Genomic DNA, 14,177 nt, shown 5'->3' on the forward strand with positions numbered 1-14,177 from the left:
ATGAACGCGCCCGAAGCCATCACCCCCGCCGCGGCGGACGCACCCGAGCAGGGCGGCCAGCGGGCTGCGGTGCCGCTCGGCAAGCGCGTGCGCCGGCTGGCGACGCAGCTCGGCCCGTCGCGGCTGGCGGCGACGATCGTCTTTCTGCTCGTCGCGATCCTGATCGCACGTTTCAGCTGGCAGTTACCGCTGATCAACGCCGCCGAGCGCGCGCTTTACGATGCGCGCGCGACGCTGATGGCGCCCAAGGCCGGGCAGGACCGGCGCATCACGCTCGTCACCTATAATGACGAGACATTGTTCAACACCGGCATCCGTTCGCCGCTCGACCGGACCTTGCTCGCGAACGCGCTCGGCAATCTCGACCGGATGGGCGCAAAGGCGATCGGCATCGATATCGCGTTCGATTCGCCGCGCCCCGACGACGATTTGCTGAAAGCGCAGCTCCGCGCGATGCGAACGCCGACCTGGCTCGCCTACGCCGAGCAGGCGAGCAATCCGAACACCATCTTCTATGAGCAGCAGAAATTCCTCCAAACCTTCATCGCCGACGTCACGACCGCCAAGACCCGGCCGACGAGCGTCCTGTTCCGAACCGACGACGACGATGTGATCCGCAAATGGCCGCACCGGCCGCCGAACCTGCCGCCGTTGATGGCGAATGCGCTCGCTCCGGTCGATCCCGCCTATGCCGATTATCAGGGCGGCATCCGCTTCCTCGTTCCCGCGCGCGCCGCCGCGGGGCAGGAGGAACCGGTATTCGCCAACATCCCGATCGACACTTTCGCGATGCCGATGGACGCCGAAATGCGCGCCGGCTTCGCCGAGTTGGTGAAGGGCCGCTATGTGCTGATCGGCGGCGACATCATCGACAATGACCAGTTCAACACGCCACTCAGCCGCTTTCCCGACGCGATCACCGGCCAACATGAAACGATGATCGGGCTCGAGGTGCATGCGCATATGCTCGCGCAGCAGCTCGATCGCGCCTGGGCGCGCCCGATCCCGGCACCGGCTCTCTGGGCGCTCGCGGTGCTGATCGTCGCCGCGGGCGGGCTCACCAGCCTGATCGACCTGCGCGCGCGCTGGGTCGCGCTCGCTTTCCTCGGACAGATGGCCTTCTTCGCCGCCTTCCCTTTCTGGCTGCACGGGCGCGGCGTCGACACGACGACGCTGCCGACCTTCGGCTGGGCGGTCGGCTGGCTGTTCGGCTATGCAGCGGTGGGCACGGCAGCGCGCACGATCGGATCGCGCCAGCGCGCCTTCGCGCAGTCGGCGCTCGGCAAATATCTGCCCGCCGATGTCGCGGCGCAGATTTTGCGCGATCCCGACCAGCTCTCGCTGCACGGCGAGCGGCGCAACATCTTCTGCGTCTTCACCGACCTCGAAGGCTTCACCAAATTGAGTCATGCGGTGACCCCGGAGACCGTCGCGCGCCTGCTCAACGAATATCTCGACCGGCTTTCGGACATCGTGCTCGACCATGGCGGAACGATCGACAAATTCGTCGGCGATGCCATCGTCGCCTTCTGGGGGGCGCCGCTCGGCCGCCCCGACGACGGCGAGCGGGCGGCCGCGGCGGCGCTCGCCATGTATGAAGCGGGCGAGACATTCCGCACCGACCTCGCCGCCGAGGACGTGCCGCCGATCGGCATGACGCGCGTCGGCCTGCATGTCGGCGACGCGATCGTCGGCAATTTCGGCGGCGAAGGGCGTATCCAATACACCGCGCTCGGCGACAGCATGAACACCGCCTCGCGGCTCGAGGCGGCGAACAAGAGCCTGAAGACCGGGGTGCTGATCTCGGCCGAAGCCGCGGCGCGCTCGGGCCGCGACGATCTCGTGCCGATGGGCCGCGTGACGCTGCGCGGGCGCGCGCAGCCCGTCGACGTCCTCACCCCGCGCCCCGATCTTGTTCCGGAACGGCGCGCCCGCATCGCCGCGCTTGTCGCCGCGCACGCGGCGGGCGATAAAAAGGCGCATGTGACCGGCGCCACAGCATTGGCCGCCGAATTCGCGCAGGACGCTTCCATCCTGTTCCTGATCGAACGCCTGAACGAAACCGAAAAGGGAGAAAGCTATGTCCTTTCCTGACTTCCGGATGCGCCGCCTCGGCCTGACCGCCGCCGCCGCCGTCGCCGCCCTGACCATCGTCTCCGCCGCCACGGCGCAATCGATGGTCGTCCGCTCGACCGGCCCGTCGGCGGCCAAATATCCGACCGGGGCACGGCTCAAGTCGACCGACAAGCTGACCCTCGTCGCGGGCGATCGGATCGTGCTGATGCAGTCGGGCAAGACGCGCACGCTTTCCGGCCCCGGCACCTTCGGCGCCACCGGCACGGTGCAGGCGAGCCAGTCGCTCGGCGCCAACGTCACGCGGATGCTTGCGAAGGGGCCGACGATGCGATCGCGCGGCGGATTTTCGCGCGAAGGCGTCACCCAGATGCCGACCGAGCTTCGCGCCCCCAATCTCTGGCTGCTCGACTATCGCGAGGGCGGGACCTTTTGCGTCCTCGACCCCGCCATGCTGATGCTGTGGCGCCCCAATATGCAGGGCGACACCGCGCTCGAGATTCAGAGCGGCGACAAGAAGACGACTGTGGCGATCGTCGACGGCGCCAATTTCCGCAAATGGCCGACCGATGTTCTGCCGGTGCAATATGGCGCCGACTATCGCCTCTCGGGCGGCGGGCTGGCGCAGCCGGTGACGGTGCGTTTCACCGCCATGGAAAACGCCCCCGATACGGTCGAGGGGTCGGTCGACATGCTGATGGCGAAGGGCTGTACGTCGCAGCTCGACCGCCTCGTCGATACGATGTCCGAAGCGGAGGCGGGCTGAGCAAAGGGATAGGGCGCAATTGAACGCGCCCTATCCGTCTGATATATTCCTGGGAAATACCGCCTGTCGCGTGGCGGAACCTTCCTTGGGTCGAATTTGCCTCGCCGGGTTGCCGGCGGCGCCAATGAAACAGGCGCGCCGCGATCGCGGCGCGCCGAAACGCAAGGGGTGGTGATGGCCGTGTCGGGGGATATGCGATTTCATGGGGCCGCGAGGTCCGGGCGCGCGGCGATCCGCAAGGCTCTGGCCGGCTCGGCGGGATTGATCGCGACAGCCCTGCCCGCCGCCCTGTGGGCGCAGGCGACGCCGCAGATTCCGACGCGCGAGGAAATCCAGCGCCCGGCGCTCCCCCCCGCCATCCAGCCCGGCGAACGGATCGTCGCGATCGACGACGGGATCGAACGTGCCCCCTGCCCGCTTGCCGACCCCGAATTCGCCCATATCCGCTTCACGCTGCGCGGGGTCGAATTTTCGAGCGTCGAAGGCATCGACAACGCGCTGCTCGCGCCGAGCTGGTCCGATCGCGTCGGACAGGAGCTGCCGATTGCGGCGGTGTGCGAGATTCGCGACCGCGCCGCGACGATCCTGCGCTCGCAGGGCTATCTCGCCGCGGTCCGCGTGCCGCCGCAGACGATCGGCGACGGCATCGTCCGGCTCGACATATTGTCCGCGCGCATGACGCGGATCGAGGTGCGCGGCGACGCGGGCGCCAACGAAGGGCTGCTGCAACGCTATCTTTCGCGGCTCGACGATGCGCCGGTGTTCAATATCGCCGACGCCGAACGCTATCTGCTGCTGGCGCGCGACATCCCGGGGATGGACGCGCGGCTGACGCTGCGCCCCGGCGCGGTTCCCGGCGAGGTCATCGGCGAAGTGACCGTCACGCGCACGCCCGTGACCTTCGACTTCAATGCACAGAATTTCGGGTCGCGCGACGTCGGCCGGTGGGGCGGCAATGCGCGCGCGCGCTTCGCGGGCCTGACCGGCATGGGCGATCTTACGACGGTCAGCTTCTATGCCACCCCCGATTTCGACGAGCAGAAGGTCGTGCAGGCGTCGCACGAGTTCCGCGTCGGCGGCGAAGGGCTGCGCCTCGGCGCCAGCTACACCTATGCCTGGACGCGTCCCGACCTCACCGGCCTGCCGATCAAGTCGAACACCCAGATCGTCAGCCTGTTCGGCTCCTATCCGCTCGTGCTGACGCAAGCGCGGCGCTTGAGCGTAGGCGGCGGGCTCGACATCATCGATCAGGACATCAGCCTGACCGGCGTGCCGCTCAACAGGGACCGGCTGCGCGTCCTCAATCTGCGCGCCGATGCCAGCTGGATCGATCCCGCTTCGATCGCCGGGCGCGGCGGCTATAATCCCGGCGAACCGCGCTGGTCGCTCGCCACTTCGCTCGAAGCACGGCAGGGCGTGAATTTTCTTGGCGCCAGCGACGATTGCGGCCCCGGCGGCACGGCCTGCTTCCTGCCCGGCGCGGTGCCGCTGTCGCGCATCGAGGGCAAGCCGGACGCCTTTCTCGTCCGCGCCAACGCGCTCGCCGAATGGCGGCCGGCCAAGCTGTTCACGCTGTCGGCGGCGCCCCGCGCGCAATGGGCGAACGATCCTTTGCTCGCCTATGAGGAATTTTCGGGCGGCAATTTCACCGTCGGGCGCGGCTTCGACCCCGGCACGGTGATCGGCGACAGCGGCGTCGCGGTGGCGCTCGAGGCGCGCTACGGCTCGTTCGTTCCCGCCAATACAAAGGCCTTTGCTTTCCAGCCCTTCGTCTTTTTCGATACCGCCTGGGTGTGGAACAAGGACACGGCCTTCGACGGGCTCGATCCGCAGAAACTCTATTCGGCGGGCGGAGGCGTTCGCATCGCCTATGGCAATGTCGCGCGGCTCGACATGACGCTGGCGGTGCCGCTCAACCGCGGCGGCTTCCTCACCGAGCGGCCCGACCCGCGGCTGCTCGTGTCGCTGACCACCCAATTCGGCGTGCGGAGACGCTGACATGAGCTTTGCATCGAGGACAACGGACATGCGTGCCACCGCCAGCTTTTCACCCCTCCACAAAAGGAAAAGACGCCTGCTCGAGAGCTGCGCGCTCGCCGCCGGCATGGCGGCGCTGGCCTATGGCGCGCCGGCGCTGGCGCAGGTCGCTGGCACCGGAACCATCGTGAGCGGCGGAGGCACGCCCAACGGCGTCAGCGGCACCACGACGACAACCACCGTCACCCAGGCGCAGAATGTGATCAACTGGGTGCCCACCGACAGCGCGCCGACCGGCGGCGACATCGATCTCCTGCCGTCCGGCTCGACCTGGAATTTCGTCGGCACCGGCGACTATACCGTCCTCAACCGCTTCGTGAACGGCGGCGGCGGATCGCTCAGCCGCCAGATCGCGCTCAACGGCACCGTGAACAGCTATGTCGGATCGACCACCGGCCCGCGCGGAGGCAATATCTGGTTCTACAACGCCGGCGGCATATTGATCGGCGCGAGCGGCGTGGTCAACGTCGGCAGCCTGCTGCTCACGACGAACGACATCGTCACCACCGGCGGCCTGTTCGGCCCAGACGGTTCGATCCGCTTCAATGGCGCTTCGGGCAGCACGTCGGCGATCACCGTCAATGGCGCGATCAACGCCAATGTCACCGGCAGCCCCGGCAGTTCCTATGTCGCCCTGGTCGCGCCGCGCGTCGTCCAGGCGGGCGCCGTCCGCGTCGACGGATCGGCCGCCTATGTCGCCGCCGAGCAGGCGAATATCCGTATCAACGGCGGCCTCTTCGACATCGACGTCACCGTGGGCGCGGAGAGCGGCACCGCGATCACCCACACGGGCACGACCACCGGCCCGGCGCATCTCGACACCAATGGCAACCAGAGCCGCATCTATATGGTCGCCATTCCCAAGAATGACGCGGTCACGATGCTGGTCAGCGGCGCGATCGGCTATGACGATGCGCTTTCGGCGCAGGTCGATCCCGACGGCGCGGTGCGCCTGTCGGCGGGCTATAATATCGTCGGCGGCGAACTCGCCGCGGCGCCCGTCAACGCCACGGCCGCGAACATCACCGCGGGCGATACGCTGTTTCGCAGCGATACGACCGCGCGCGCGAGTGGCGCCTTCGCCGCCGCGCCGACGTCATCGGAAGGCCAGTTCTTCGTCGAGGGCAGCGGGACCTTCGCCGGCGATGCCAGCGCGGTGCTGACCATCGGCGCGGACCAGCTGGGCGGCGCCACAGGCGGGCTGACGATCCAGTCGGGCGGAACCGGCGGCACCCCCGGCAATGCCGCGATCAACGTCACCGGCGGCACGCTTTCGACGCCCGCAGGGTTGGCGATCCTGGCCTTTGGGACGCCCGACGCGGTGACCGGCGATGCGCAGGGCGGCATCGCCGGCCTGACGATCACCGGCGGCAATGTAAGCGCCCAAGGCGTCACGGTCGACGCCAGTGGCTTCGGCGACCTCGACGCGGGCGGCACCAGCGCGACCGGGCGCGGCGGCAGCGCCAGCATTTCGGTCAGCAACGCCGGCAGCACGCTGACGGCCGGCAATATCTTCATCAATGCGGCCGGAAGCGGGGACAACAGCTTCAGCGACCTGCCGGCCGTCAACGGCGACGGCATCGGCGGCACCGCGACGCTGACGGTGGCGGACGGCGGCGCCGTCGGCCCGGTAGCCCTGTTGTCGCTCGACGCGACGGGAACCGGCGGCTTCGGCCTGACCCAGTCGGGCGATGGCACCGGTGGCACCGCGCGCATCAGGGTATCGGGGGCCGGATCCTCGCTCTCGGCGACGCAGAGCTTCGTCCAGGCGGGCGGCGACGGCGGCGGCGACTTCGGGCCCTTTCAGACGCAGAACGGCGGCGACGGCATCGGCGGAACCGCGGAGTTTCTCGTCAACGCCGATACGGCATCGACCGTCTCGGCCGGGCAACTCCTCGCGTCCGCGCTCGCTCGCGGCGGCGATGCGAGTGGTAGCGAGAATGCCAGCGGCGGCGACGCGGCCGGCGGCACCGCCACACTGACTGTCGATGGCGGCGTAAATGCGCAATTCACCGCGATCACGCTCAACGCCTCGGCGGCGGCGGGAAGCGGGTTCAGCCCGAGCGGGACGACGGGCCAGACGGGGACCGCCACCGCGAACGACGTGACGCTTTCAGCGACCAACGGTTCGACGATCGCCAGCAGCGACTACATCAACCTCTTCGCGGTGGGCATGGGCGTTTCGGGCGAGAATTTCGGCGCGGGCAGCGGCGGCGATGTCGCGGTCGGCGCGACGGCGGGCGGCGCGATCACGACGGCGAACACGCTGACCGTTCAGGCGATGGGCGGCAGCATGGGCTCGATCGGGCAAAGCGCCGGCAACGGCATCGGCGGCGACATCGACTTCATCGCCGACGGCGGGACGATCCAGGCCGGAATCTTCGACGTCGATGCGAGCAGCGACACGGTCGGCGTCACCGGCGCGGGCGGCACCGCGCAAGGCGGGACGATCGACCTTCTCGCCTCGGACGGCGGCCAGATCATCGCGACGCAGGATGGCTTCAACAATTTCACCGCAAGCGCGCGCTCGGGCGTCAGCGCGGCGGGAACGGCGGCCACCGGCGGCACCATCCAGCTGATCGCCGATGCCGGCACGATCGACCTTGCCGTCGGCGCCGACATCACCGCCGACGGCACGTCGGGCGGCGGCTTGGGCGGCCCGACCGGCACCGGCGGCGCGATCCTGATCCGCGTCGCAGCCGACGCGAGCAGCCGCATCGACGCCGGCGACCTGTTCGCATCGGCTGGCGGCCAGACCCAGGCCGAAAGCGAAACGCCGCCCGGCGTCGAAGCACCCGCCGGCAACGGTCAGGGCGGAACGATGACGGTGGAGGTCGCCGGCGGCGCCCTCACCGGCGGCTTCTTCGAACTGTCGGCGGGGGGTGCGAGCGCGGGCGGCGGAACCGGGACCGGCGGCACCGCGACCTTCACCCAGACGGGCGGAGCCGTATCGCTCGGCGACATGAGCATCGACGCCGACGGTGTCGGCGGCGATGCGCAAGGCGTGTCGGGAACGGGCGTCGGCGGCCTCGCGACGATCACTCTGTCGGGCGGCACGATCAACGTGGCCGACATCACGGCCTCGGCCAACGGCCAGGGCGGTTTCGGCCTGTCCGGCGATGACTTCGACCCGCTCAATATCGTGCCGAGCGGGACCGGCGGCCTCGGGCGCGGCGGCACGGCGACGATCAGCATCGACGGCACAGCCGTGGTCGAAGCCAGCGTCATCCAGGCCAGTGCGCGCGGCGAAGGGGGCGACGGCGGGCAGTTCGACACCTTCTTCAGCGACACGCCCGGCACCCCCGGCAATGCGGGCGAGGGCATCGGCGGCACCGCGACGGTGAATGTGCGCGGCGGCACGACGACCGCGAGCAGCCTGACCGCCGATGCGTCGGGGACCGGCGGCAATGGCGGCGACAGCTTCTTCTCCAGCAGCGGCGCCCCCGCCACCGGCGTCGGGGTCGGAGGCACCGGCGGCGCGGGCCGGGGCGGCACCGCGACGATCGCGCTCGAAACCGCGATCGATGGCGTCGGCGCGGCGAGCAGCCTCGCGCTCGGCACGGGCGGCGCGGGAGGTCTCCACAATGTCGGCGGCGACGGTGGCGACGGCTTTGGCGGGACGGCGCAGGCGATCGTGACCGGCTTCGAGGCCGGCGACCTCGCGGTCATCATCGATTCGACCGGGATAGGCGGCAATGGCGCCGACGGGGGTGACGGCGCGGGCGGCAGCGGCGGCAACGGCACCGGCGGCACCTCGCGGATATTGGCCGAGGGCGCAGGAGCGAGCCTGACCGCCCTGCAGAGCAACCTCATCTCGGCCGGCATCGGCGGCAATGGCGGCGCGGGCGGACTCGGTTTCGGCTTCCCTGCGGTCGCGCCCGACGGCGGCAATGGCGGCGACGGCCAGGGCGGCACGATCGAGATTGCCGCGAGCGAGGGCGCGACCGTCGCGCTCGGTCTTGAAGACGGCGGCGACTTCGTCTCGCTCTCCAGCAGCGGAAGCGGCGGCGTCGGCGGGCTCGGCAGCAACAGCAGCTTCGGCGAAGGCAATCAGTCGGGCAATGGCGGCGACGGCGGCGCGGGAACCGGCGGCACCATCCGCCTTGTCGCGACGGGCGGAACGATCACCTCGAACGGCGAAGCGGTCGACATCACGGCGAGCGGCCTTGCCGGCGCAGGCGGCAGCGGCGGCACCGGCCAGGGCGGCGGCACCGACGGCGGCCTCGGCAATCCGGGACAGACCACCGGCGGCCGCGTCGTAATCGAAACCGCGGCCGGCGCCTCAGGGCTCGGCGAGATCGATCTCGGCCCGACGAACATTGCGGCGAACGGCGATTTTGCGGGACGCATCGAATTGCGCGCGGGCGGCAATATCAGCTTCGCGGGCCTTACGGCCGAAGCACTCGGGATCGCCGCACCGACGAACAACGACACCGATACCGCGCTTGCGGGCATCTTCGTCGCGCCGACCGGCGGCACCATCGCCAGCCAGGGCGACGCCACGCTGACCACCGACGGTTCGATCGGCGTCCATGCCCAGTCGAACGGCATATTCGACGTCGATGGCACCCTTACGATCGACGCGGGCGATCAGATCGACATCCGCCATGATGCGCGCGAAGGCGACGCTCCGACACTGCGCGCGAGCGGCGACCTGATCGCGACCGCGGTCACCAGCATCAGCGGCGCGCCGGGCAGCCTGATCGCCGCCGGTGGCGCGCTATCGCTGACCACCCCCGGCACGATCGGCGTCGACGGCCTCGGGGGGGACCCTGGTGCGCCACAACGAGCGCACCCTGGACAGTTCGAGATCGGCGTCGACGGCCTCGCGGGCGGCGACATCATATTGACCAGCACCGGCGCGACGAATGTCGAGCATGCCGAAGCCGTTAACGACTTCACGGCAGACGCGGCCAGCTTCGCGACCGGGCTCAATTCGATCATCACCGGCGGCGACATCGAGATCACCTCGCCGGGCGCGGTCGATCTCGGCAATTCGAGCGCGGGCGGCTTCGTTCAGGTTTCGGGGCAGTCGATCGCTTTCAACAATATCGACGCCGGTCTGACCGTCGGCCTGACGGCGAACGGGACGGCGCCGGGGGCGGAAGGCATCAGCGGCGGGTCGATTGCGGCCGGCGGCGACATCAACCTGTTCGCGGACAGCATCGCGCTGACCGGCCCGGTGACGGGCGACGCCTCCTTCTTCGCCTTCGGAACCGGGGGCGCGGTTTCGGTGAACAGTGCCGACGTTGCCGGCACCATCTCGGTCTTCGCGGCCGACGATCTTGCCGGCAGCTTCGTCGCAGGCGGCGACATCTTCCTCAATTCTGACGGCAATATCGATGCGTCGGCGCAAGCCAACGGCGGCTATGTCGACGGCAACGGCATCGGCACGGAGGGCAATCTGTTCGTCATCGCCGCGGGCGACGCGGCGCTGACCGACAGTTCGGCGGCGCGCATGTTCGGCGTCAGCGCCGGGGGCGCCGCATCGATCGATGGCGGCATCGCGGGCGAGGACATGCTCGTCGTCGCCGCGACGACCGCCAGCCTGACCGACGTCAGCGTGGGCGACGACCTGACCGTCCGCACGCCCGGCAACATCGATGCGATCAACGTCAGCGCGACGGGCGCGGGCGCCGACACGCATATCCTCGACTTCTCATCAGATTCGGGCAGTCCGATCTTCACGATCGGGGTCGGTGAAGGAAGCGAAGGCGTCAACGGTGCCGACATCGTCATGGCGTCAGCGAACGGCGCGATCGACGCCGCCGGCCTTTCGGCGGGCGACGATATATTGCTCAACGCCGCGAACGGCATCGCGGTCAATGGCGCGACCACCCTTGGCCTCGGCACGACCGGCGGCGACAGCAGCATCCGCACGCAGGGCGGCGCCACGACGCTCGCGGGCATCGATGCGTTCAGCGACGTCGTCGTCGATGCGGCGGGTATTGCCAACCTCTCGGGTATCGTCGCCGCCGGCCGCAACGCGACAATCACCGCGCAGGACGTGACCCTCGCCGCGCTGAGCAACCTCGGCGGCGGCGTCATTCCGACGCTGAGTGCGGACGGCGATGTGGTGGTCAATTCGGCGGCGGGCATTGCGGGCGGCGGGGTTCGCGCGCTCGGCGACGCGGCGCTCACGGCAGGCACGGCGATCAACCTCACCGCGATCGAGGCCCAGAATGCCGCACTGACCGGCGCGACCGGCATCGACGTCGGGGCGGCCACCGTGCTCGGCGCGGCCAGCTTCGACAGCGGTAGCGGCGACATAAGGATCGGCAGCCTGCTCGCTTCGGGCCCAATCGACGCCAGCGCCGATGCGATCCGCATCGAAGGCGGCGGCGACCTGACCTTTGCGTCCCTCACCACCGACGTCGGCGACGCCTATGTCCGCGCGAGCGGTGACCTGTCGGTCGCGAGCGGCGACGTCGCCGGCACGGCCGACCTCGGCACGCAAGGCGAAAGCATGAGCGTCGGCACGCTCAATGCCGCCAATGCGATCCTGGTCAATTCGGGCGGGTCCCTGAACCTCGATAGCGTGACCGTCGCGGGCAACCTCGACGCGAGCGCGCTCGCCTCGCTCGGCATCACCGGCGTCATCACCGGCCAGTCGATCGCGCTCACCTCGGCGGACATCGCGATCGGATCGGCGGGCCGCGTCGGCACCGCGGGCGTCACGCAGCAATTGTCGGTCGCGAACAGCGACAGCGACAACCAGACCTTCGTCGGCGGCGCGCCGGGCGGCAGCGTCGCGGGCTATCATATCGACGCCGACGAACTGACCCGCCTTTATGGCAGCCAGATCGACATCTTCGCGCCCGCGGTGCAGGCGGTGGGCAGCAGCGCGGTCGGATCGGCCGCGCCGCCCGACATCGTCGTCGACGGCTTCACCATGACGGGTGGCGCGTCGGGGTCGAACCTCGGCGCCAACGGCGCGCTGACGATCCGCACGCCGGGCAAGATGCGCATCGTCGGCAATGTCGAACTGACGGGACTGACCGACGCCAACGCGCTCAATCTCGCTGCGGGCGACGCGCTGGAGGTGATTCTCGGTCAGGGCAGCGTTCGCCTGGTGAATGGCGCCGCCCCGGCGGGACAGCTCAACATGGTCTCCGACGACATCATCGTCGCCACCGCCGAAGCGATCGCCGACGTCGGCGCGGCGACCTCGACCGCCGCCATCAACACGCGGCTCGAGCAGAATGACGGTGTCGTGCTCGACGAAGGCGCGCTCTTCGCACGCGGAATCCGTGCCGAGGTCGTCGGCGGCTTCTATGTCCAGAACAGCGGGGCGGGCACCGATTTTGCCCAGCGCCGCGGGCTGATCTTCGGCGCCGGCGGGCTCGATGTCGTCACCGAAGGGCCGTCGCGCATCGTGGTCAACGGCGTGCAATTGGGCCCGAACGGTCAGGTCACCGGCCTCGACACGCTCCAGCTCCTGACCATCGCCGGCGCGGCGCCGGTCGCCGGCAGCTATGATCCGCGGTCGACCGTCAACGGCTGCCTCCTCTCCAGTCCGGCCGTCTGCGCCACCGTCGTCTTCGACATCGACAACAATTTCCCGGTGCAGGACGTCATCGACGAGATCGACGGCGACGAGGACAGCGCGGGCGAAGGCAACACGCTGCCGCAACCGCTGATCACGATGCGCGAGGTCGACCCGCTGACCGGCGCGCCGCTCCTCGACGATCCGGTGACCGGCGCGGGCAACGACGATCTGTGGACGCCGCCAGCGCAGTAGCCGCCGTTTCGGTTGACGGATCGCATCGGGGCGAGGCATGGGCGCGGTCATGACCGACGCCCCTGCCTCCCCGCTAAAGTTGTTCAACAGCCTGACGCGCAGCCTCGAGACCTTCGAGCCCGTCCACCCCGGCGTCCCTGGCGATCCGGCTCAGCCGCCGGAGGCGCGCGTCTATAGCTGCGGCCCGACGGTCTATAATTATCCGCATATCGGCAATATGCGCGCCTATGTCTTCGCCGACACGCTCGGCCGCACGCTGACGTACAAAGGCTACAAGCTCACCCACGTCATCAACATCACCGACGTCGGCCATCTAACCGACGACGCCGATGCGGGCGAGGACAAGCTGGAAAAGGCCGCGGCCGAGCGCGCGCAATCGATCTGGGACATCGCGCGCCATTATACCGAGGCCTATTGGGCCGACATCGAGGCGCTGAACATCCGCCAGCCCGCGCACTGGTCGATCGCAACCGACTATGTCCCGCAGATGATCGAATTCGCAAAGGCGATCGCCGACAAGCATTGCTACGAACTCGACGGCGGCCTCTATTTCGACACGACGACGGTCGCCGATTACGGTCGCCTCGCGCGCCACGGCACCGACGAAGGCGAAAGCCGTATCGACCCCGTCGACGGCAAGCGCCACCCCGCCGATTTCGCGATCTGGCGCAGGACCCCGCCGGGCGAGAAACGCCAGATGGAGTGGGATTCGCCCTGGGGCCGCGGCGCGCCCGGCTGGCATCTCGAATGCTCGGTGATGTCCGAAGCCCTGCTCGGCTTTCCGTTCGACATCCACACCGGCGGCATCGACCACCGCGAGATCCATCATCCGAACGAGATCGCGCAGAATCAGGCGCACAGCTGCAGCGACGCGAGCGGCGCGAGGCTGTGGATGCACAATAATTTCCTCGTCGATCGCTCGGGCAAGATGTCGAAGTCGAGCGGCGAGTTCCTGCGCGTGCAGCTCCTGATCGACAAGGGCTACCACCCCCTCGCCTATCGCCTGATGTGCCTGCAGGCTCATTATCGCAGCGAGCTCGAATTTTCGTGGGAAGGCCTCGGCGCCGCGCTGACGCGATTGAAGCGGCTGGTGATGGCGGCGGCACCGGTTCGCGATGCGGAGCCTGCCGAACCCGCCGACCGCCGCCTCGCCGAACTGCTCGCCAGGTTCGACACGGCGATGTCCGACGACCTCAACACGCCCGTCGCGCTGACCCTGCTCGAAGAAGCGGCGGCGATGAAAAAGATCGACGGGGGCCAGAAGCGCGCGACGCTCGCCGCGATGGACGCGGTGCTCGGCCTCGACCTGCTGACGATCGACCGCGCCGACTTGCGCGTCCGGCCCAAGGCGGCGACTATCGCCGAAGACGAAATCGAAGCGATCCTCGCGCGCCGCAAAGAAGCCCGCGCCGCCAAAGACTTCGCCGCGTCCGACGCGCTCCGCGACGAGCTCGGCGCAGCGGGAGTCGAGGTAATGGACGGCGATCCGCTCGGCTGGGAGTGGCGGCTCGACAACTAGCCTCTCGCCCGCCATGATCGGTTGCAGAATAGAACCGAAGA

At 69.1% G+C, this 14,177-nt stretch carries 5 protein-coding genes; all 5 read left to right on the forward strand.

Going from position 1 to position 14,177, the window contains the following annotated elements:
* The 5 genes from QZL87_RS13140 to cysS all read left to right on the forward strand — a co-directional run bounded on the left by QZL87_RS13140 (position 1) and on the right by cysS (position 14,136).
* Positions 1-2,094, forward strand: coding sequence for an adenylate/guanylate cyclase domain-containing protein (locus tag QZL87_RS13140; protein ID WP_295320097.1), 2,094 nt, complete (start codon positions 1-3; stop codon positions 2,092-2,094).
* Positions 2,081-2,839: a hypothetical protein gene (locus tag QZL87_RS13145; RefSeq protein WP_295320099.1), complete on the forward strand. Its 759-nt coding sequence runs from the start codon at positions 2,081-2,083 to the stop codon at positions 2,837-2,839. Before QZL87_RS13140 ends, QZL87_RS13145 begins: the two co-directional genes overlap by 14 nt.
* Positions 2,840-3,031: 192 nt before the next feature.
* Complete coding sequence (locus QZL87_RS13150; protein WP_295320101.1) at positions 3,032-4,837, forward strand: ShlB/FhaC/HecB family hemolysin secretion/activation protein; 1,806 nt, start codon at positions 3,032-3,034, stop codon at positions 4,835-4,837.
* Positions 4,838-4,865: 28 nt separating this feature from the next.
* Entirely contained in the window at positions 4,866-12,617 is a 7,752-nt protein-coding gene (locus QZL87_RS13155) for a hypothetical protein (RefSeq protein WP_295320104.1), read from the forward strand.
* A 49-nt stretch (positions 12,618-12,666) separates the two neighbouring features.
* Entirely contained in the window at positions 12,667-14,136 is a 1,470-nt protein-coding gene (gene cysS / locus QZL87_RS13160) for a cysteine--tRNA ligase (protein ID WP_295320106.1), read from the forward strand.
* The last annotated feature ends 41 nt before the right edge of the window (positions 14,137-14,177 follow it).

Source organism: uncultured Sphingopyxis sp., assembly GCF_900078365.1.
Taxonomy (GTDB): domain Bacteria; phylum Pseudomonadota; class Alphaproteobacteria; order Sphingomonadales; family Sphingomonadaceae; genus Sphingopyxis.